A 20,593-nucleotide genomic window follows, 5' to 3' on the forward strand; every position below is an offset into this window, starting at 1 on the left:
TCAGCAAGTCCGCGGGGGCTAGGGACATCACCCCGAACCGGGCCGCGCGGCGGCTGGTGGGGGGCGGGTGGGCGTCCGAAGAGGCGCTGGTCGCCAAGTCCCAGAAGCTGCGCGAGGATCTGGGCATCGAGGCGCTGCTGGTCACCCGCAGCGAAGACGGCATGACCTTGTTCACCGCCGACCGCATCGTGACCCACAAGGCGCAGGTGCGGGAGGTGTTCGACGTCTCCGGTGCCGGCGACACGGTGATCGCCACCCTCGCCGTGATGCTCGCCAAGGGCCTGGACTGGGTCGAGGCCAGCCGGATCGCCAACCTTGCCGCCGGGATCGTGGTGGGCAAGCTCGGGACGGCGGTCGTCACTCAGGATGAGCTCGTGGCGGCGTTGTGATGGACGCCTTGCGCCACGGCGAAAGGGCGGACGGCGCACCGGCGTGTGATCGCTCCATCCCCCTGTGCGTCGACCTCGATGGCACGCTGCTGGATTCCGACCTGCTGGTCGAGGCCGGGCTGGCGTTTGTGCGGGCCAATCCGCTGCGGGCGCTGGCGCCGGTGGGCTGGCTGGCGTCCGGCGGCAAGGTCGGGCTGAAGGCGCGCATTGCCAGCGAGGTGGACCTTGACGTCAGCTGCCTGCCGTACAACCAGGCGGTGCTGGCGGTGATCGAGGCGGAGAAGGCCAAGGGGCGGCAGATCGTGCTGGCCACCGCCAGCCACGTGAGCTACGCCCGGCGCATCGCCGAGCATCTGCAGGTCTTCGACCGGGTGCTGGGCACCGAAGATGTGAACCTCTCGTCCCGCCGCAAGGCCGAGCGTCTGATCGCCGATTACGGCGACAAGGGCTTCGATTACATGGGCAACGCGTCCGTCGATCTACCGGTCTGGAAGCATGCCCGCCGGGCCTGGGTGGTCAATGCCTCGAAGGGCGTGGTGCGGCTGGCCGAAGGGCAGGGCAACGTCGAGCGGGTGATCGAGACCCGCGGCAACCGGCTCCTCATCTGGGCCAAGGCCCTGCGTTTTCACCAGTGGATGAAGAACCTGCTGGTGTTCGCGCCGCTGCTTGCCGCACATCAGGTCAATAATATTGACCTATTGCTCCGGGGCATCGTCACCTTCTTCGTCTTCGGTTTGTGCGCGTCCAGCGTGTATGTGCTCAACGATCTGCTCGACCTGCCCGACGACCGCCATCACCCCACCAAGCGCCACCGGCCCTTCGCCGCCGGGCGGCTGTCGGTGTTTGCCGGGCTGGCGGCGGCGCCGCTGCTGCTGATCGCCGCCTTCGGGGGGGCGGCGTGGCTGCTGCCCTGGAAGTTCACCGCCACCCTGGGCTGTTACTACCTGCTCACCGTGGCGTACTCGCTGGTGCTCAAACGGGTGATGATGGTGGATGTGATCGCCCTGGGCATGCTCTACACCATCCGCATCGTGGGCGGCGCCTTTGCCTTCGGGCTCGATCTCACCTTCTGGATTCTGGCCTTCTCGATGTTCATCTTCCTGAGCCTGGCCCTGGTCAAGCGCTACGCCGAACTCATCGACGCCCGCAGGAAGGGCAAGGACGCCAAGGCCCGCGGGCGTGGCTACTACCCGTCCGATCTGGAGATGCTGTCGTCCCTGGGCGCCGCCTCCGGCTATCTGGCGGTGATGGTGCTGGCGCTCTACATCCAGGACGGGCACACGATCGCGCTCTACCGTCACCCGGAATTCATCTGGCTGAGTTGCCCGCTGCTGCTGTTCTGGGTGTCGCGCACCTGGATGCTCACCCATCGGGGCGAGATGCACGACGACCCGGTGGTCTTCGCGATCAAGGACAAGGTGAGCCTGGTGGTCGGCGTACTGTTCGGCGTGATCTTCTGGATGGCCCGATGAGCATCGGCAAGCTGAGTTCCTGGGGCCGCTACCCGCGCTTCCCGCAAACCGGCCACGGCATCGGCTGGCGGCCCGAGCTGCCGGGCGAGCTGGCCCGCCTCGCGTTGGATCACGGCACGCTGCTGCCCTTCGGCAACGGCCGCAGCTACGGCGACAGCTGCCTTGCCGCCAGCGATCGGGTGCTACACCTGCGCCCCCTCGACCGTTTCATCCGCGTCGACTGGCAGACCGGCGTGATCCGCGCCGAAGCCGGCGTGACGCTGGACGAAGTGCTGCGGATCGCGATTCCCCACGGCTGGTTCCTGTCGGTCACGCCCGGCACCAAGTTCGCCACCCTCGGCGGCGCCGTCGCCAACGACGTGCACGGCAAGAACCACCACGTGCGCGGCAGCTTCGGCTGCCACGTGCGGCGCTTCGGGCTGGTGCGCTCGGATCGCGGCCGGCTGGAAGTCGCCCCCGGCGACGCCGACGGCCTCTTCGCCGCCACCGTCGGCGGGCTCGGGCTCACCGGCATCATCGACTGGGTCGAGCTGCAGCTCATGCCCATCGAGAGCAGCCTCGTCGATGTGGTGAACATCCGCTTCGATTCGCTGGACGAGTTCTTCGCCCTCTCGCGGGAGCTTGACGGCCAGCACGAATACGCCGTCGCCTGGATCGACTGCGCCGCCCGTGGCGCGTCGGCGGGGCGGGGCATCTACATGGTGGGCGACCACGCGCCGGAAGGCGGGCTTGCCTACGACGACAAGCCCAGATTGAGCGTGCCGCTGGTGCCCCCCATCTCGGCGATCAACCCGGTGTCGCTGCGGGTCTTCAACCACTTCTACTACAACGCCGCCAAGCCTGGCCGGCACCCGGGCCGGGTGGGCTACGAGCCCTACTTCTACCCCCTCGACCGCATCCTCCACTGGAACCGCATCTACGGCCCCAAGGGCTTCCAGCAGTACCAGTGCGCGATCCCGGAATCCGCCGGCGGGGCGGCCATCGGCGACATGCTCGACGCCATCGCCGCGGCCCACAGCGGCTCCTTCCTCGCGGTGCTCAAGCGCTTCGGCGACGTGGCCTCGCCGGGGCTGCTGTCCTTCCCCGTGGCTGGCGCCACGCTGGCCCTGGATTTCCCCGAGCAGGGCGAGACCACCGCGCGGCTCTTCGCCCGGCTCGATGCCATCGTGCGCGCCGCCGGCGGACGCATCTACCCGGCCAAGGACGCCCACATGGGCGGCGAGTTCTTCCGCGCCTGCTACCCCCAATGGACACAGCTCGAAGCCCTGCGCGATCCGGCCCTGTGCTCCCGTTTCTGGAAACGAGTCACCCAAGCATGAAAAACATCCTGATCGTCGGCGCCACGTCCGCCATTGCCGCTGCCTGCGCCCGGCGCTGGTGCGAGGGCGGGGCGCGCTTCTACCTCGTCGGCCGCAGCCCCGACAAGCTCCGCCAGGTGGCGGACGATCTCTCCGCCCGCGGCGCCGAGGTGCACACCTGCGAGCTGGATCTGAACATCCTCGAAAGCCACGCCGGCCTGGTTCGCGAAGCCTTCGCCTGGCTGGGCCGGGTCGACGCGGTGCTCATCGCCCACGGCACCCTGCCGGACCAGAAAGCCTGCGAGCAGGACGCCGAACTGGCGATCCGCGAATTCTCCAGCAACGGCCTGTCGGTCATCAGCCTGCTTACGCATCTGGCCAACCCGATGGAAGCCCAGGGCTCCGGCAGCATCGGCGTGATCTCGTCGGTGGCGGGCGACCGCGGCCGGCCGTCCAACTACCTGTACGGCTCCGCCAAGAGCGCCGTCACCGCCTTCTGCGGCGGCCTGCGGGCGCGGCTGTTCAAGGCCGGCGTCAATCTCACCACCATCAAGCCGGGCTTTGTGGATACCCCGATGACCCGTGGCCTGCCGCTCCCGGCGCCGCTGGTGGCGACGCCCGAGCAGGTGGCCGCCGACATCGCCAAGGCCATGGATGCCGGCAAGGGCGTGCTCTACACCCGCTGGTTCTGGCGCTACATCATGCTCATCATCATCCACATCCCGGATCGCATCTTCCGCAAGATGAGCCTGTGACGCGCGCCGGCCCGTCACCCCGAATTCCGAATTGCAGACATCCAAGCCGACACCATGAACAAGAACATGAAGATCGTCCTGCCCGGCGGCGCTGGCCTGGTAGGCCAGAACCTCGTCGCGCAGCTCAAGCGCCAAGGCTATACCAACCTGGTGGTGCTCGACAAGCACGTCACCAACCTGGGCATCCTGCGCAAGATGCACCCGGACATCGTGGCCGAGCTGGTCGATCTGGCCGACCGCGGCGACTGGGAGAAGCACCTCGTCGGCGCCGAGGTGGTGGTGATGCTCCAGGCCCAGATCGGCGGCACCGACTACACCGAGTTCGAGCGCAACAACATCACCTCGACCAGGAACGTCATCGAGGCCATGCGCACCCATAACGTGCCGTACTACGTGCAGATCAGCTCGTCGGTGGTCGAATCGGTGGCCGACGACTGGTACACCAACACCAAGAAGGCCCAGGAGCAGATCGCCCTCGAGAGCGGCTTCCCGCTGGTGGTGCTGCGCCCCACGCTGATGTTCGGCTGGTTCGACCGCAAGCATCTGGGCTGGCTGTCGCGCTTCATGCAGAAGGTGCCGGTGTTCCCCATCCCCGGCCACGGCCGCTACCTGCGCCAGCCGCTCTACGTGGGCGATTTCTGCCGCGTCATCATCAGCAGCATCGAGCACCGCACCCAGGGCGTGTACAACATCTCCGGGCTGGAGGAGGTGGACTACATCGACATCATCCGCGAGATCAAGAAGGCCACCCGGGCCGGCTGCTGGATCGTCAAGATCCCCTACGGCCTGTTCCACGCGCTGCTCGCCACCTGGGCGCTGTTCGACAAGAAGCCGCCCTTCACCACCCAGCAACTCGCCGCCCTGGTGGCCCGGGACGTGTTCGAAGTGATCGACTGGCCGGGCATCTTCCAGGTCAAGGCCACGCCGTTTGCCAAGGCCATCGACGAAACCTACAACGACCCCGAGTACGGCTCGGTCGTGCTGGAGTTCTGAGCCATGGCCAGACAACGCATCGCCGTGCTCGGCGCCGGCCCGATGGGGCTGGCGGTGGCCTACCAGCTGGCCCGCGACGGCCACCGGCCGATCGTCTTTGAAGCCGACGACCGGGTGGGCGGCATGACCGCCACCTTCGACTTCGGCGGCCTCGACATCGAGCGCTACTACCACTTCCACTGCATTTCCGACACCGCCTTCTTCCAGGTGCTCGACGAGCTGAAGCTCGCCGACAAGATGCGCTGGGTGTCCACCAAGATGGGCTATTACTACCAGGACAAGGTGGTGCCCTGGGGCAACCCGGTGGCGCTGCTCAAGTTCCCGGGCCTCAGCCTTGTGGCCAAGTTCCGCTACGCGCTGCACGCCTTCCTGTCGGTCAAGCGCGACGACTGGAAGCCGCTCGACAACCTGGAAGCCTCCGCGTGGATCCGCCGCTGGGTGGGCGCCGAAGCCTACGAGGTGCTGTGGCGCCGGCTGTTCGACTACAAGTTCTACGACCACGTGGGCAATCTGTCTGCCGCGTGGATCTGGAGCCGCATCCGCCGCATCGGCCGCTCCCGCTACAACCTCTTCAAGGAAAAGCTGGGCTACCTGGAGGGCGGCTCCAACACCTTCCTGTCGGCCATGAAGGCCGACATCGAGGCCCGCGGCGGCGAGTTCCGCTTCCGGCAGGCCGTCACCCGCGTGCGCATGGAAGGCGGTGCGGTGCGGGGCGTCGAGACGGCCCAGGGCTTCGAGGCCTTCGACCGGGTGGTGAGCACCATCCCGCTGCCCTACGTGCCCGCCGTGATGCCCGATCTGCCGGCCGACGTGCTCGCCAAGTTCAAGGCCCAGAAGAACATCGCCGTGGTGTGCGTGATCTGCAAGCTCAAGAAGCCGCTCACCGACAACTTCTGGCTCAACGTGAATGACCCGGCGATGGACATCCCCGGGCTGGTGGAATACACCAACCTGCGCCCGCTGGATCGGCACATCGTGTACGTGCCCTACTACGTGCCGGGCGAGCATCCCAAGTTCCAGGAGCCCGACGCGGCTTTCCTCGCCAAGGTGAAGCGCTACCTGCAGGAAATCAATCCGGCCCTGGCCGACGACGACTTCATCGACATCCGCGCCAGCCGCTACCGCTACGCCCAGCCCATCTGCCAGCCCGGTTTCCTCGACGGCCTGCCGCCGGTGGCGCTGCCGGTGAAGGGCCTGTGGGTGGCCGATACGTCCTACTACTACCCCGAAGACCGAGGCATCTCCGAGAGCATCGGCTTCGGCCGCACGCTGGCCAAGCAGGCGGCGGCGTGATCCGTCACTTCGCGTCGCGCCAGTTTCTGGTCTTCCTGCTCACCGGCGGCTTTGCCGCTGCGGTCAACTTCGGCAGCCGCATCGTCTACAACCGGTGGACGGATTTCTCCGTGGCGGTGGTGCTGGCCTACCTCACGGGCATGGTCACCGCCTTCGTGCTGGCCAAGCTCTTCGTGTTCAAGGAGAGCACCCAGTCCGTCCATCGCTCGGCCCTGTGGTTCTGCCTGGTCAATGGGGTGGCGGTGGTGCAGACCTGGCTCATCAGCATGGGCCTCGCTTACTACCTGCTGCCCTGGCTGGGGGTGACCCGCTTCGTGCCCGAGATCGCCCACGCCGCCGGGGTAATCTTTCCGGTGTTCACCAGCTACATCGGCCACAAGCGCTTCTCCTTCCGCTAGGCCCGCATGAAGATCAGGCGCGCCATCGGTGGCTGGAGCATCGTCGCCGGGCTGTATTTCGTGGCGCTGCTGTGGGCCGACTCCAAAACCGGCGTACTCCGCCGCCTGCCCGAGCTGGCGCCCATGCTGCCGGTGCTGGTGGCGGCCACGCTCACCTCCATTGCCCTGCGCTTTGCCCGCTGGCAGTGGCTGCTGCGCCGGGCCGGCCACCGCGTGCCGGTGGGGCATAGCCTGCTGGCCTACGTGGCCGGCTTCGCCTTCACCGCCACGCCCGGCAAGGTGGGCGAGCTGCTGCGGGTGCGTTACCTCGTCACCGCCGGCGTGCCGGCCTCGCGGGTGGTGAGCGCCTTCGTCTATGAGCGCCTGTTCGACCTGACCGCGGTGCTCCTGGTCGCCCTGCCGGTGGCGGCGGAGTTTCAGGTGTTCGGCGTGGCCGCCAGCTTCGTCGCCATCGTCTTCGGCCTCGTCGGCGGGCTGGCCGTGAGCCGGCGCCTGGGCCTGCGCGCGGTGGTCGCGCTGCGCCGCCTGGGCCTGATGCGCCTTGCCCGTATCGTGCGTGCGGCGATGGCCGGCCTGCACGACATCCGCCTGTGGGCCACCCTGCCGGACACGGCCCTCTCGCTGGGCGTCGGGGTCGCCGCGTGGCTCGTCACCGCCTGGTCCTTCGCCTATCTGGTGGGGGCCCTCCACATCGACACCGCGCTCTCGCCCCTTGCCCTGCTGGCCCTCTTTCCGGTGGCCATGCTCGCCGGCGCGGCGTCGATGCTGCCCGGCGGGCTCGGCTCCACCGAGGCCATCCTGATCGCGCTCCTCACCTTCAGCGGCGCCGCGCCGGCCCCCGCCAGCCTGGCCGCCGTGGGCATCCGCCTGGCCACCCTGTGGCTCGCCACGGTGATGGGCATGGCCGCCTTCGGGTGGCTGGAGTGGCGACGGGCCCGCGCCTGAGCCACGCCGCAAGGCCCTTTCCACAGCAGGCCCCGCGCGCCCACCGGCGGGCTGCTCGGGAGGTGCTTGGTGCTGCTCGGGAGGAGCGTAGCGCTGCTCGGGAGGAGCCCGGTGCTGCTCGGGAGGAGCTTGGTGCTGCTCGGGAGGAGCTTGGTGCTGCTCGGGAGGAGCCCGGTGCTGCTCGGGAGGAGCCCGGTGCTGCTCGGGAGGAGCCCGGTGCTGCTCGGGAGGAGCTTGGTGCTGCTCGGGAGGAGCTTGGCGCTGCTCGGGACGAGCTTGGCGCTGCTCGGGACGAGCGTAGCGCTGCTCGGGAGGAGCTTGGCGCTGCTCGGGACGAGCGCAGCGTTGCTCGGGAGGAGTTCAGAGCTGCTCGGGAGGAGCCCGGCACTGCTCGGGAGGCGTTCGGCGGTGTTCAGCCCGGCTGGGCGGCCATCCGGCCGGAGACGTGGCGGGCCATGCCGCGGGCCAGCTCCTGCTCGCCCACGAAGATCTCGCCCAGCTTGTCCCGCCGCAGCAGCTCGGCGGCGTCTTCGGTGTCGGCCCGCAGCACCGTCTCGATGTGCGGGTTGAGCTTGCGGGCGATATCCACCATCTGCCGGCTGGCGATGGTGTCGGGGACGGTGACCACCAGCATCGCCGCCTTGGTGATGTGGGCCTGCACCAGCACGATGGGGTCGGAGGCGTCGCCGCTCACCGCCGGCTTGCCGGCGCGGCGCACCGCCTCGACCACCTCCCGGTTGCTGTCGGCCACGATGTAGTGGATGTGGCGCTCGTCCAGCACCGACGCGATGTGCCGGCCGATGCGCCCGAAGCCCACCACCACCACCTGCCCCGACAGCAGCTTGCGGTCGGTGGTCATGGGCAGGGCGGCCAGGGGGTCGTCCCGCAGGTCGAGCCGGCGCGCCCATGCCGAATGGGCCCGGGCCCACACCTGGGCGGGTTCGATGGCGGCAAACAGCAGCGCGTTGAGGGCGATGGTGACGATCGCCCCGGCGAGGATCAGGTTCTGCCCCTCCACGCTCATCAGCCCCAGGGCCTGCCCCAGCCCGGCCAGGATGAACGAGAACTCGCCGATCTGGGCGAGGCTGGCGCCCACCGTCAGCGCGGTGTTGAGGGGGTAGCGGAAGGCCAGCACCAGCGCCACCGCCGCCAGCGTCTTGCCGACCAGGATGATCGCCACCACCACCAGCACCCGCAGCGGCGACTCCACCAGCACGGCGGGGTCGAACAGCATCCCCACCGACACGAAGAACAGCACCGAGAAGGCGTCGCGCAGCGGCAGGGAATCCTCTGCCGCCCGGTGGCTGAACTCCGACTCGCGCATCATCATCCCGGCAAAGAAGGCGCCCAGGGCGAAGGACACGTCGAAGAGCAGCGCCGACGCGTAGGCCACGCCCACCGCGGCGGCCACCACGCAGAGGGTGAACAGCTCCCGCGAGCCGGTCTTGGCCACCAGCCACAGCAGGCGCGGAAACGCCCGGCGCCCCACCACCAGCATGGTGGCGATGAAGGCGGCCACCTTGGCGAAGGTGATGCCCACCGTGAGGGCCAGGGTGGAGGCGTCGGCTGCCGGGGCGGAATCGTTGCCGCCCAGCAGCGGGGCGAGGGCCGGCAGCAGCACCAGCACCAGCACCATCGCCAGGTCTTCCACCACCAGCCAGCCCACCGCGATGCGCCCGTTGGTGGAGTCGAGGATGCCCTTCGATTCCAGCGCCCGCAGCAGCACCACCGTGCTCGCCACCGACAGGGCGAGCCCGAACACCACCGCCTCGCCCACCGGCCAGCCCCAGGCGACGGCCGCCGCGGCGCCCAGCAGGGTGGCCACGCCGATCTGCACCACCGCGCCGGGGGCGGCGATCTTGCGCACCGCCAGCAGGTCGTCCAGCGAGAAATGGAGGCCGACCCCGAACATCAGCAGCATCACCCCGATCTCGGCCAGCTGCCCGGCCAGCGCCACGTCCGCCACGAAGCCGGGGGTGCCCGGCCCGATCGTGACGCCCGCCAGCAGGTAGCCGACCAACGGCGGGATGCGCAGGCGCGAGGCGAGGAGGCCGAACAACATGGCCAGGCCAAGCCCGGCGGCGATGAGGGCGATCAGGGAGACGTTGTGGGGCATCGGCGACGGACGTAGGAGGATGTTGAAGGCAGGTTCAGGCTGTTCGACGCGAATCCCGCCGGTCGGTTCGCCGGCGTCAGGGTTTTTCGCGGCGGCCGCGGGCGGAGGAGGGGCCTAGAAGGCGCCCATTGCCAGCCCGGCGGCGAAGGCGGCGCCAAGCTCCTCGCCCCGGGTCAGGGCGTCGGCGGGCAGGGCCTTGGGGGCGAGGATGGCGTCGGGCGTCTGGGCCCGGGTGCACACCAGCAGGGGCAGGGCGATCTCCCGCAGACGCCAGCCGGTGGCGATGCGGGCAATCTGGCGCACGGCGTTGCTGCCGTCGCTGCCGGCGCACACCACGCTGGCGTAGGGGCGGCCGTTGATCCGGTCGAGGGCGCCGTAGTAGCTGCGGTCGAAGAAGTCCTTCATCAGGCCGGCGATGGCGGCCAGGTACTCGGGGCTGGCGAACACGTAGCCGTCGGCGGCGAGCAGATCGTCCGGGCCGGCGTCGCGGGCGTGGAGCAGGCGCACGGCAAGCTCCGGTTCGGTGGCGGCGCCCCGGGCGACGGCGCGGATCATCCCTTCGGTGGCGCCGGTGGTCGAGTGATACACGAGGAGCAGGGTCTTGGCGGTCATGTGCACACCCTAGCACGTCGGGCGCCACCTGCCAGATTGACTTGGGTGCCCTGTCACTCTGGCAGGCGGGCTGCCCGGTGCCGCCCCGGCCTTGCAGAAAAACCCCACCAAAACAAAGGCGTGGGCACCCCTCCGCGGCAGGCACGCAACGTGCTCAAAGTAGGGCAAGGAGGAATCACCGATGAGTCCAAGGATCAAGGCGCTGGGTCTGGCGGTGCTGCTGCAGATGCCCTTGCAGGGCCTGGCCGACGATTTTGTCTCGGGCCTGCGGCCCGACCGCCGCCCGGTTGCGGCGCCGAAGCTCGACGCGAGCCCGGTGGACGAGGCGCTCAAGCAGCAGCGGCTGAAGGGGGTCGAGACGCCCTGGCCGGGCAATCTCGAGACCATCGCGGCTCAGGGCAACTGGTATTCCCCCCTGTTCTGGCCCGGCATGCCGGGGCGCTACGACCTGAGGGGTCTGCACGCCCGCTGACCGGTTTCCATCCTCGTGGCGGTCGATGCCTCTGTGCCGGCTGCGACGAAATCTCCGGGTGGCCCTCCCATGGGGCGGGGCGTCCGGTTTCAACCAGCAAGTCTGTCAATCAAGGAGAAACTCTATGAAGTCTTTCGGCAAGCTCGTCAGCTGTTCCGCCATCGCTCTGGCTCTCTGTGCGGCGCTGCCCGCAGCCGCCAAGGACGACCAGAAGGGTATGTCCGGCATGTCCGGCATGAGCGGCATGCAGGGTCAGAAGGGCATGAGCGGCATGTCCGGCATGGAAGGCCAGAAGGGCATGAGCGGTATGTCCGGCATGGAAGGCCAGAAGGGCATGAGCGGTATGTCCGGCATGGAAGGTCAGAAGGGCATGAGCGGCATGTCCGGCATGGAAGGTCAGAAGGGCATGGCCGGCATGTCCGGCATGGAAGGCCAGAAGGGCATGGCCGGCATGTCCGGGATGCAGGGTCAGAAGGGCATGGCCGGTATGTCGGGCATGCAGGGCCAGAAAGGGATGGCCGGCATGAGCGGCATGCAGGGTCAGAAGGGCATGAGCGGCATGTCGGGGATGTCCGGCATGTCCGGCAACAAGGCCAAGAAAGCCCACAAGGCCAAGCAGCAAGGCATGAGCGGCATGTCCGGGATGTCCGGCATGTCCGGGATGTCGGGTATGGAAGGCAAGTAAGGCTTTCCTTGCGGCCCCGCAAGGGGCCGCTTTTTTACCGGCCTGTCCGGCCGGTCTGGCATGAGCCGAGAGGTTGTCATGGTGGTCATTCCAAGAAAGATACGCGCCCACGCAGCACTCCTGTTGTCCCTCGTCCTCGGTACGGCGTTGTCCGATGTCCTCGCCGCCGACGCCAAATCCCAACCCGCCCCCGATTACCAGCGCGCCCGCTACAGCGCCCTGCACTTCAAGCCCGCGATCGACAAGGCGACCGACGCCGACTGCCTCGCCTGTCACGCCGAGGTGCTCAAGCCCTCCGTGCGCGAGACCTCGCCTGCCGGCGTCCGGGCGGCCGACGTGAAAGCCTGGTATCAGCGCACCAACACCTACGGCGGCGCCCAGGACACCTTCCACCGGCGCCACCTGAGCAGCGATTTCGCCAAGTCGGTGATGGCGCTCCAGTGCACCACCTGCCACCAGGGCCACGACGTCCGCGAGGAGCACCCGCAGAGTTCGGTCACGTCCCAGCGCGACGGCGGCTTCCGCCTGCGCAAGAGCGTGGTGCCCGAGACCACCTGCCTCAAGTGCCACGGCCAGATGAACACCGCCGCGATGGGCCTGCCCGGCCCCTGGCGTGAAACCCGCGAGATGTTCCAGAACGACTGCCTCACCTGCCACGCGGCGATCCGCACCACCCGCCATCGGGTGAACTACCTCAAGCCGGAGGCCATCGAGGCTGCCGGCAAGGGCAACGGCGAGGTGTGCTACGGCTGCCACGGCGGCCGGGCCTGGTATCGCATCACCTACCCCTACCCCCGCCACGCCTGGCCGGGGATGGCGGAGGAGACGCCCGACTGGGCCAAGGGGCGCCCGACCCAATCCGAAGCCCGCTTCCAGATCGGTACGACGGTGAAAGGACAAGAAAAATGAAAGTCGAACTCGACGGCCCGCTTCCCGAGTCGCCGTCCCGGCCCGCCCGGCGGGATTTCCTGAAGGTGATGGGCGTGGGCGCCGGCCTCGCCGGTCTGGGGGGGCTTACCGTGGCCCCGAAGGAGGCCTCGGCCTTCGCCTACGAGCCGTATTACACCGACGACCAGCTCACCACCGTCGTCACCTCCTGCGCTCACAACTGCGGCTCGCGCCACATGCTGGTGGCCCACAAGAAGGGCGACGTGATCGTGCGCCTGTCGTCCGACGATGGCCGCTATCAGAAGGGCGGCTTCTTCGGCAAGGACACCGTGGATGAGCCCCAGCTGCGCGCCTGCCTGCGCGGCCGCTCCTACCGCTCGCGGCTTTACTCGCCGGAGCGCCTGCTCTACCCGATGATGCGGGTGGGCAAGCGGGGCGAGGGCAAGTTCAAGCGCGTGTCGTGGGACGAGGCGCTGGATTTCGTCGCCAAGAAGATGGTGGAGCTGAAGAAGACCTACGGCCCCACCGCGCTCCTCGACCAGAGCTACGCCGGGGCATCCTACGGCGTGCTCCACAAGTCGGATCAGATCGAAGGGCTGCTCGGTCGCTTCCTGGGGATGTTCGGTTGCCGCACCAACAGCTGGAGCGTGCCCAGCTACCAGGGCACCACCTTCTCCAGCCGCATCACCTTCGGCACCATCGAGGACGGCAACGAGGACGACGCCTACGCCCACAGCAAGCTCATCATCATGTGGGGCTGGAACCCGGCCTACACCTTCCACGGCGGCAACACCTTCTACTACATGCGGATGGCCAAGCAGCGCGGCTGCAAGTTCGTGCTGGTGGACCCGCAATACACCGATTCGGCCGCCGCCTACGACGCCTGGTGGATTCCCATCCGCCCCAACACCGACGCGGCGATGCTGGCCGGCATGGCCCACGTGATCTTCAGCGAGAACCTGCACGACCAGAAGTTCATCGACCGCTTCGTGCTGGGCATGGACGCCGGCACCATGCCTGCCGACTACCAGGACGCCGAGAGCTTCAAGGATTACATCATGGGCACCCGCGACGGCACGCCCAAGACGGCCGAGTGGGCCGAGGCGATCTGCGGCGTGTCGGCGGACGACATCCGCAAGCTCGCGCGCCTCTACGCCACCACCAAGCCGGCGGCGCTCAAGGCATCCTGGGCGCCGGGCCGCGCCGCCTATGGCGAGCAGTACAACCGGATGGCCGCTGCCGTGCAGGCCATGACCGGCAACATCGGCAAGCTTGGCGGCTGTGCCGAAGGCGTGGGCAAGGCCTGGCATTCCGAATCGGTGGCCTACCCCTACGACGAGTTCGCCAACGTGTGGTTCGCGTCCATCAAGTCGGATCGCTGGGCCCACTGCGTGCTCAACTACCCCAACCTGCGACGCGAGGAAGTGGGCCTGTGGCCGCGGGAAGACGAGACCGACGGGCTCATCCCCAACATCCGCGGCATCTTCTGGCAGGGCTCCGACTGGTTCAACCAGCTCACCAACATCAACAAGGAGATCCAGGCCATCGAGAAGCTGGATCTGGTGGTGTGCCTGGATTCGACCATCACCCCGTCGGGCATCTGGGCCGACGTGCTGCTGCCGGTGGCCACCCATTTCGAGCGGCACGACGTGGCGCTGCCCTGGTACAAGGGCCACTACTACATCCACCGCCCGAAGGTGATCCAGCCCCTGGGCGAATCCCGCTCCGACTTCCAGATCTTCACCGAGCTGGCCTACCGCATCGAGGCCCTCGACCCGACGGTGAAGGACTTCGGCAAGCGCTACAACCCCCGCGCCACCCGCGACTACTTCCACAACCCCGACCCGGTGGACGAGGCCTACCTGGCCGCCTGGTGGAACGGCAAGGTGCGCCCCCACCAGGGCGTGACGATGAGCTGGGAGGAGTTCAAGCAGCGCGGGGTGTACAAGTTCACCTTCAAGCGCCCGCTGGTGGCCTTCCGCGAGCAGATCGTCAAGGGCGTGCCCTTCGAGACCGGCTCCGGCAAGATCGAGATCTTCTCGCCGTATCTGGCCGGTATCGACGACTGGACCAAGACCCAGTACGGCTACCCGATCCCCGCCATCCCCAAGTGGATCGAGCCCTTCGAATCCCTCAACAGCCCGAAGACCAAGGACTACCCCTTCCACCTCATCAGCCCCCACCCGCGCTGGCGGACCCACTCGATCTTCCACAACATCCCGTGGCTGCGCGAGACCTACGACCAGGAGCTGACCATCAACGCCGCCGACGCCCGCCGCCTCGGCATCCAGACCGGCGACACCGTCGAGGTGTGGAACGGCCGCGGCAAGTGCGTGGTGCCGGCCTACGTCACCGAGCGCTGCCTGCCCGGCGTGGTGGTGTTGTTCGAAGGCGCGTGGATGGATCTGGACGAGCAGGGCGTGGACCGGGCCGGCAACCCCGATTTCCTGACCCTCGACGAGCCCAGCCCGGCCGGTGCCTTCGCCTACAACACCGCCCTCGTCAACGTGCAGAAGACCGACCTCGCCCACCGCCCAGGCTGGGACCAGCTCGCCACCGCACGCTCCAGCGTGTTCCGGCGCGACTACTGACGCCCGGCCCAGGAGAGAACCACCATGGCTGACAAGAAGACCATCCGCAAGCTGGGCGCCGAGGCCCGCGCCGAAGTGCCCGCCGCCCAGGCCCGCCGCGACGCCGCCACCTACGAGCCGGTCAAGCCGGCGAAGCAGCTCGGCTTCATCCACAACAACATGGACTGCATCGGCTGCCGCGCCTGCGAGATCGCCTGCAAGGACAAGAACGGCCTCGCCCCCGGGCCGCGCTTCCGCCGCGTGATGTACGTGGAGGGCGGGCAGTTCCCCGAGGTGTTCGCCTACAAGGTGAACATGTCGTGCAACCACTGCGCCGAACCCGCCTGCCTGCCCACCTGCCCCACGGGCGCCATCTGGAAGCGCGCCGACAACGGCATCGTCGACATCGACTCCACCCTGTGCATCGGCTGCCGCCGCTGCGAGGCCGCCTGCCCCTACGGCGCCCCCCAGTTCGACCCGGTGGACAACCTCGTCAAGAAGTGCAACCTGTGCGTGGACGAGATCGATGCCGGTCGCAAACCCTACTGCGTGATGGCCTGCATGATGCGCGTGCTCGACGTGGGCCCCATCGACCAGCTGCGCGCCGGCACCTACGCCACCAAGGCGATGGCCAAGGGCGAGCAGCCGGTGCGGCAGGTCCAGCATATGGCCAGCCCCGAGCTGACCAACCCCTCCATCGTCTTCATCGCCCACCCCAAGGGGAGGGTCGAATGATGGATGCGACCCCCAGCCTCAACGCGGCGGCCGAGGATCTGGCCGCGCTGGCCTGGCTCCACGAAGCCGAGCGCGACGTGGAGACCCTGAACCGGCTCCACGCCGCCGGCTTTCCCGAAGGCCTCAGCCTCGCCGACCCGGCCGCCCCGCCCCGGGTGGCGATGGGCGAAGCCCTGCAGGTGATCGGCCGGGTGCCCGGGCACGACCGCCCGTCGCTGGAGGACGACCTCGCCGCCGACTACGCCGGGATCTACCTCACCCACGCCCTGCGCGCCTCGCCCTGCGAATCCGTGTGGCTGGACGACGAGAAGCTGATGATGCAGGGCCCCAGCTTCGCCGTGCGCGACCGCTACCGGGCCCACGGCCTGATGGCGGCCAACTGGCGGCGCATGGCCGACGACCACGTCAGCAACGAGCTGGCCTTCCTGGCCTACCTGCTGTCCCGCGGAGAAGAGCAGGAAGCCTGCCGCTTCATCGAGGAGCACCTGCTGCTGTGGCTGCCCGCCTTTGCCGAGCGGGTCACCGCTCGCGCCTCCACCCGCTTCTACGCCGCCCTCGCCGCGCTCACCCTGCATGTCATCGAGAACCTGCACCTGCAGCTCAAGACCACCCACTGACCCGCAGGCGCGGCGGCCCGCCTTGCCGGCGTCGCCGTCCGCGCGATGCTGAAGATCGACGACGCCCGCTGCGTGCACGCCCTGGCCGCGGTGGCGGGCTGCCGCGCCTGCGTGGACGCCTGCCCGCCCGCCGCCTGGGCGATCCAGCGGGACGGGCTCGACTTCGACCCCGAGCGCTGCGACGGCTGCGGGCTGTGCGTGCCGGCCTGCCCCAGCGGCGCGCTGGCCCTGGACGACCCACCCGCGCTGCCGCTCGCCGGCGACAGCCTGCGCCTCACCTGCGCCCACGCCCCGGCGGGGGATGAGGGGCTCATCCGCCTGGCGTGCCTGCACGCCCTCTCCGAAGCCCGCCTGCTCGCGCTGCACCGGGCCGGGCTGCGCCGCCTGTTCGTCGTCAGCGGCCACTGCGCCGGCTGCCCCCGCGGGCAGGCGCAGCCGCTGGCGGCGCGCGTCGACGCCGTCAACCGGGCCCTCGCCGGCGCCGGCGCCCCGACCATCGCGCTGCTCCCCGCGATGACGCCCGGCGACGTGCCCCCGCCCCGGCGTCGCGGGCTCCTGGGCCTGCTCCGCCCGGTCGGCCCGCGCGAAGGCCCCGACACCCGCCGCACCGCGCTGCAGCACCTCGCCCACATCGGCAGCGGCGGCGGGCTGTGGGCGGTCAGCCTCGACCCCGCCCGGTGCACCGGCTGCGCCGTCTGCGCCCGGCTGTGCCCCGAGGGCGCCATCGACTGGCTGGAGGCGGGCGAGGAGGCCGGCCTGCGCCTGCGCATGACGCGCTGCACCGGCTGCAACCTGTGCGTCGATGCCTGCGACCAGGGCGCGCTGCTGCCCGGGCGCAGCGCCGGCGGCGCGGTGGCCGCCTTCTTCCGCGAGGTGGGCTGCACCGCCTGCGGAGCGCGCTTCCGCCATCCGGCCGGCAGCCTGTCGCCGCGCCTGTGCCCGGCCTGTCGGGCCGGCGCCCGGCGGCCCGACAGGCTGGTGGTAGACTGAAACCCATCTCCGCTCCCGACCATCGCATGTCCCTGCTCTCCCGCCTGTGGTTCGCCACCCCCCTTGCGCGACGCCTGATGCTGGTGCTGATCCTGGCCCTCCTGGGCGCTTCGGGGATGCTGGTGGGCGGCGCCCTGTGGATCACCGGCAGCGCCCTGCAGATCGAGCACGAAAGCTCCGCCCGCCGTCTGGCCGGGCTGTTCGAGGCCAGCCTCCACTCAGCCATGCTGCGCCGCGACCTGCCCGGGCTGGCCGAAATCCTCGTCCAGCTGGGTGGGCTGCCCGGCGTGCAGTTCGCAGCCCTACTCAACCCCGCCGGAGAGGTGCGCTTCGCGTCCCGCCCGTCCGATCAGGGGCGCCAGCACCCGGAATGGGTGCGCGAGCTGTGCCTCAGCCCCGGCTGCAAGGATTCGCCGGCCCGCCTCGACACCCTCGACGGGCACAAGGCCGGCCTGCTGCGCATCGCCTACCCCATCCGCAATCAGGCGCGCTGCAGCGGCTGCCACGGCGCCGCCGACGCCCACCCGGTCAATGGGGTGCTGGTCGTCGAGTTCGTGCCGCCCTCCGAAGGCAGCGGCGCGCTCCAGCTGCGGCGGCTGCTGCCCCTGGGGCTGGCAGCCCTGGGGCTGCTGGTGCTGGCCATCTGGTGGGTGGTGCGGCGGGAGGTGCTGGCGCCGGTGGGCCGGCTCGCCGCGGTTGCCGGCCGGGTGGCCGACGGCGACCTGACGGCGCGGGTGGGCTGCCTGGGCGGCGGCGAACTGGGCCGCCTGGGCGGCGAGGTGGACACCATGACCGAGCGCCTGGGCCAGATGCTCCACCAGGCCAGCCAGCAGGGGGCTTTCCTGCAAGGGCTGGTGGATGCCGCCCCCGACCCGATGGTGGTGATCGACGACGACTACCGCATCGTGCTCGCCAACCGGGCTTATTCCGAGCTTGTCCGCCAGCCGCTCGAGACGATCCGCGGCCAGTCCTGCCACCGCATCGGCCGTCAGCTGGACGAACCCTGTCCGGTCACCCTGGTCACCTGCCCGCTGGCCGAGCTGCGCGCCCGCCCCGAGGCCCTGCGCACCCTGATGAACTTCAAACGCCCCGACGGCAGCCCGGTGAGCGTCGAGATCCACGCCGCGCCGCTGGTGGGGCCGGACGGTCGCCGGCTGGTGGTCGAGGCGATCCGCTCCCTCGACGACCAGGTGCGCTTCTCCCAGGAGCAGCGGCTGTCGGCGGTGGGCCTGCTGGCCAACGGCGTGGCCCACGAGATCCACAACCCCCTGGCGTCGATCCGCCTGGCGCTCCAGTCCAGCCTGCGCGGGCTGCGCAACGGCTCGATGGACGCCGCCGAGGTCACCGAATACCTCGAACTGGTGGATGCCGAGATCGACCGCTGCGTGCTCACCACCCAGCGCCTGATGAGCCTCAGCCACCCCCCCGGGCCCACCCGGCCGGTGCTGCTGGGGGCGGCCATCGGCGACATGGTGGCGCTGCTCGCCGAGGAAGCCCGCAACGCCCGGGTCACCGTGAACATCGACCTCCAGCCCGCCGACGCCCGGGTGCTGGGCGACGAGGCCGAGATGCGCCAGGTGTCGCTCAACCTGCTCCAGAACGCCTTCCACGCCATGCCCGACGGGGGGCGTCTCGACGTCTGCCTGCGCCGCGAAGGCGGCCATTACCATCTGACCATGCGCGACACCGGTGTCGGCATTCCGGTCGAGGACCAACCCCTGATCTTCATGCCCTTCTTCAGCCGCCGGGCCGACGGACGTCGCGGCTCCGGCCTCGGTCTGGCCATCTGCAAGGCCATCGTCGAACGCCACGGCGGGCGGATCCGCGTCGAGAGCCAGCCCGGCCAGGGCAGCACCTTCCACGTCTTCCTGGCCTGCGCCGACGGAGAGAACCCGTGAGCGCCCCCGCCGGCAACTCCATCCTGGTGATCGAGGACGACGCGGTCCTCAACCGCCTGCTCATCAAGACCCTCGCCCGCGGCGGGTTCGACATGCACAGCGCCCAGACCTGGGCCGAAGCCCGGGCGCGCATCGACGAAGTGGCGCCCGATCTGGTGCTGCTCGACATGAACCTGCCCGACGCGCGGGATTTCGGCCCCCTCACCGACATCGCCCAGACCCGCCCGGTCATCATGCTCACCGCCTACGGCTCGATCAATCAGGCGGTCGAGGCGATGCGCCTGGGCGCGGTGGATTACCTCGTCAAGCCGGTCAACCTCGAAGAGCTGGAGCTGGTCATCCAGCGGGCGCTGGAAGGTTCCCGGCTGCGTGCCGGCGACGCCCTCAAGGCCGCCATGCGGGGGCTGGTGGAAGACCCGATGGTCGGCGCCAGCGAGCCCATGCGCCAGGTGCGCAGCCTGATCGAGGCGGTGGCCGACGACGACGTGACCGTGCTGGTGCGCGGCGAGAGCGGCGCCGGCAAAGAGCTGGTGGCCCGCGCCGTGCACGACGCCGGGCACCGCCGGGACGGGCACTTCGTGGCGGTGGACTGCTGCACCTTGCAGGAAACCCTCTTCGAGACCGAACTCTTCGGCCACGAGCGGGGCGCCTTCACCGGGGCCGACCGGCGCAAGCCCGGCCTCATCGAAGCCGCCACCGGCGGCACCCTGTTCCTCGACGAGATCGGCGAGATCGGCCCGTCGATCCAGGCCAAGCTGCTGCGGGTGCTCGAGACCGGGCGCTTCCGGCGGGTGGGCGCCACCACCGACCTGCGGGCCAACGCCCGGGTGGTCGTCGCCACCAACCGGGACCTCGCCCAGATGGTGCGGGAAGGCCGCTTCCGGGCCGATCTGTACTACCGCCTGTCGGCCTTCGAGATCACCGTGCCGCCCCTGCGCCAGCGCCGCGACGACATCCCCCGGCTGGTGGCCCACTTCGCCCGTGCCCGGGCCCGCAACGGGCGTCAGGTGGAGTTCTCCGACGAGGCGCTGGCGCGGCTGGTCAGCTACGACTGGCCGGGCAACGTGCGCGAGCTGCGCAACGTCGTCGAGCGGGCGCTGATCCTCGCCAGCCGCACCGGGCTGGTCTGCCCCGAGCACCTGCCGCCCCTGCGCGACCCCGGCTTCGAGGCCGGCCCGGCGGGCGCGGCCGGGCCGGTGACGATCCACGGCGAGCCCACCCTCGACGAGATCGAACGCCACTACCTGGCCGAGCTGCTGGAGCGTCACCAGGGTAACCGGCGCCGGGTGGCGGAGGCCCTGGGCGTCTCCGAGCGCACCGCCTACCGGATGCTCGAGCGCCACGGCTTCAAGGGCCGCGGCGAGGGCGGCGAGGGCTGACCTGCCCACCCGGCGCACCCCTGCGCCCGGCGTGAATTGGTTTGTGCGCCGCGGCAGATCCCCGCCGGAACGGCGCCAAAGCTTGCGC

The 20,593-nt window shown here is 69.6% G+C and carries 19 protein-coding genes; 17 read left to right on the top strand and 2 right to left on the bottom strand.

The features are described from left to right. From ACE3N6_RS01960 to ACE3N6_RS01995, 8 genes are all read left to right on the top strand, one after another. Window positions 1-389: bifunctional heptose 7-phosphate kinase/heptose 1-phosphate adenyltransferase (locus tag ACE3N6_RS01960; RefSeq protein WP_374243489.1), on the top strand; the 389-nt coding region annotated here is incomplete at its 5' end. Next, window positions 389-1,861, top strand: a complete 1,473-nt coding sequence (locus tag ACE3N6_RS01965) for a UbiA family prenyltransferase (RefSeq protein ID WP_374243490.1) — start codon at window positions 389-391, stop codon at window positions 1,859-1,861. The genes ACE3N6_RS01960 and ACE3N6_RS01965, both read left to right, overlap by 1 nt. Further along, window positions 1,858-3,180 carry an FAD-dependent oxidoreductase gene (locus tag ACE3N6_RS01970; RefSeq protein ID WP_374243491.1) on the top strand — a complete coding sequence of 441 codons (1,323 nt, stop codon included), beginning with the start codon at window positions 1,858-1,860 and terminating at the stop codon, window positions 3,178-3,180. Before ACE3N6_RS01965 ends, ACE3N6_RS01970 begins: the two co-directional genes overlap by 4 nt. Further along, entirely contained in the window at window positions 3,177-3,914 is a 738-nt protein-coding gene (locus ACE3N6_RS01975) for an SDR family oxidoreductase (protein ID WP_374243492.1), read from the top strand. Before ACE3N6_RS01970 ends, ACE3N6_RS01975 begins: the two co-directional genes overlap by 4 nt. A 54-nt stretch (window positions 3,915-3,968) precedes the next feature. Next, on the top strand, window positions 3,969-4,907 hold the full coding sequence (locus ACE3N6_RS01980) for an NAD-dependent epimerase/dehydratase family protein (protein WP_374243493.1): 939 nt from the start codon (window positions 3,969-3,971) through the stop codon (window positions 4,905-4,907). Window positions 4,908-4,910: 3 nt separating this feature from the next. Continuing rightward, window positions 4,911-6,200, top strand: coding sequence for an NAD(P)/FAD-dependent oxidoreductase (locus ACE3N6_RS01985; protein WP_374243494.1), 1,290 nt, complete (start codon window positions 4,911-4,913; stop codon window positions 6,198-6,200). Then, window positions 6,197-6,598 carry a GtrA family protein gene (locus tag ACE3N6_RS01990; RefSeq protein ID WP_374243495.1) on the top strand — a complete coding sequence of 134 codons (402 nt, stop codon included), beginning with the start codon at window positions 6,197-6,199 and terminating at the stop codon, window positions 6,596-6,598. The genes ACE3N6_RS01985 and ACE3N6_RS01990 overlap by 4 nt, the downstream gene beginning before the upstream one ends. Window positions 6,599-6,604: 6 nt before the next feature. Then, window positions 6,605-7,543 carry a YbhN family protein gene (locus ACE3N6_RS01995; protein WP_374243496.1) on the top strand — a complete coding sequence of 313 codons (939 nt, stop codon included), beginning with the start codon at window positions 6,605-6,607 and terminating at the stop codon, window positions 7,541-7,543. Window positions 7,544-7,955: 412 nt separating this feature from the next. Here the strand turns inward: ACE3N6_RS01995 and ACE3N6_RS02000 are convergent, their stop codons facing one another. Both ACE3N6_RS02000 and ACE3N6_RS02005 read right to left on the bottom strand, forming a co-directional pair. After that, on the bottom strand, window positions 7,956-9,659 hold the full coding sequence (locus ACE3N6_RS02000; protein WP_374243497.1) for a cation:proton antiporter: 1,704 nt from the start codon (window positions 9,657-9,659) through the stop codon (window positions 7,956-7,958). Between the two features lie 114 nt (window positions 9,660-9,773). Then, window positions 9,774-10,271 carry a flavodoxin family protein gene (locus ACE3N6_RS02005; protein WP_374243498.1) on the bottom strand — a complete coding sequence of 166 codons (498 nt, stop codon included), beginning with the start codon at window positions 10,269-10,271 and terminating at the stop codon, window positions 9,774-9,776. 181 nt (window positions 10,272-10,452) lie between these two features. Here ACE3N6_RS02005 and ACE3N6_RS02010 point away from each other — a divergent pair, with 181 nt between their 5' ends. The 9 genes from ACE3N6_RS02010 to ACE3N6_RS02050 all read left to right on the top strand — a co-directional run bounded on the left by ACE3N6_RS02010 (window position 10,453) and on the right by ACE3N6_RS02050 (window position 20,505). After that, window positions 10,453-10,743 carry a hypothetical protein gene (locus ACE3N6_RS02010; protein WP_374243499.1) on the top strand — a complete coding sequence of 97 codons (291 nt, stop codon included), beginning with the start codon at window positions 10,453-10,455 and terminating at the stop codon, window positions 10,741-10,743. Between the two features lie 124 nt (window positions 10,744-10,867). After that, window positions 10,868-11,428, top strand: coding sequence for a hypothetical protein (locus tag ACE3N6_RS02015; protein ID WP_374243500.1), 561 nt, complete (start codon window positions 10,868-10,870; stop codon window positions 11,426-11,428). A 123-nt stretch (window positions 11,429-11,551) separates the two neighbouring features. Beyond that, a complete protein-coding gene (locus ACE3N6_RS02020) occupies window positions 11,552-12,337 on the top strand; it encodes a hypothetical protein (RefSeq protein ID WP_374243501.1) in 786 nt (261 codons plus the stop codon). Further along, window positions 12,334-14,907, top strand: a complete 2,574-nt coding sequence (locus ACE3N6_RS02025; protein ID WP_374243502.1) for a molybdopterin-dependent oxidoreductase — start codon at window positions 12,334-12,336, stop codon at window positions 14,905-14,907. Before ACE3N6_RS02020 ends, ACE3N6_RS02025 begins: the two co-directional genes overlap by 4 nt. 24 nt (window positions 14,908-14,931) lie before the next feature. Further along, window positions 14,932-15,621 carry a 4Fe-4S dicluster domain-containing protein gene (locus ACE3N6_RS02030; protein WP_374243503.1) on the top strand — a complete coding sequence of 230 codons (690 nt, stop codon included), beginning with the start codon at window positions 14,932-14,934 and terminating at the stop codon, window positions 15,619-15,621. Continuing rightward, a complete protein-coding gene (locus ACE3N6_RS02035; RefSeq protein ID WP_374243504.1) occupies window positions 15,618-16,238 on the top strand; it encodes a molecular chaperone in 621 nt (206 codons plus the stop codon). Before ACE3N6_RS02030 ends, ACE3N6_RS02035 begins: the two co-directional genes overlap by 4 nt. Window positions 16,239-16,283: 45 nt before the next feature. Then, the gene (locus tag ACE3N6_RS02040) at window positions 16,284-17,228 is read left to right on the top strand and encodes a 4Fe-4S dicluster domain-containing protein (protein WP_374243505.1); all 945 of its coding nucleotides are present in this window, start codon (window positions 16,284-16,286) and stop codon (window positions 17,226-17,228) included. A gap of 26 nt (window positions 17,229-17,254) precedes the next feature. Beyond that, window positions 17,255-19,126, top strand: a complete 1,872-nt coding sequence (locus ACE3N6_RS02045) for an ATP-binding protein (RefSeq protein ID WP_374243506.1) — start codon at window positions 17,255-17,257, stop codon at window positions 19,124-19,126. Then, window positions 19,123-20,505, top strand: a complete 1,383-nt coding sequence (locus ACE3N6_RS02050) for a sigma-54-dependent transcriptional regulator (protein WP_374243507.1) — start codon at window positions 19,123-19,125, stop codon at window positions 20,503-20,505. Before ACE3N6_RS02045 ends, ACE3N6_RS02050 begins: the two co-directional genes overlap by 4 nt. Window positions 20,506-20,593: the final 88 nt, after the last annotated feature.

The sequence above is a fragment of the Zoogloea sp. genome, from assembly GCF_041904905.1.
Classification (GTDB): domain Bacteria; phylum Pseudomonadota; class Gammaproteobacteria; order Burkholderiales; family Rhodocyclaceae; genus Zoogloea.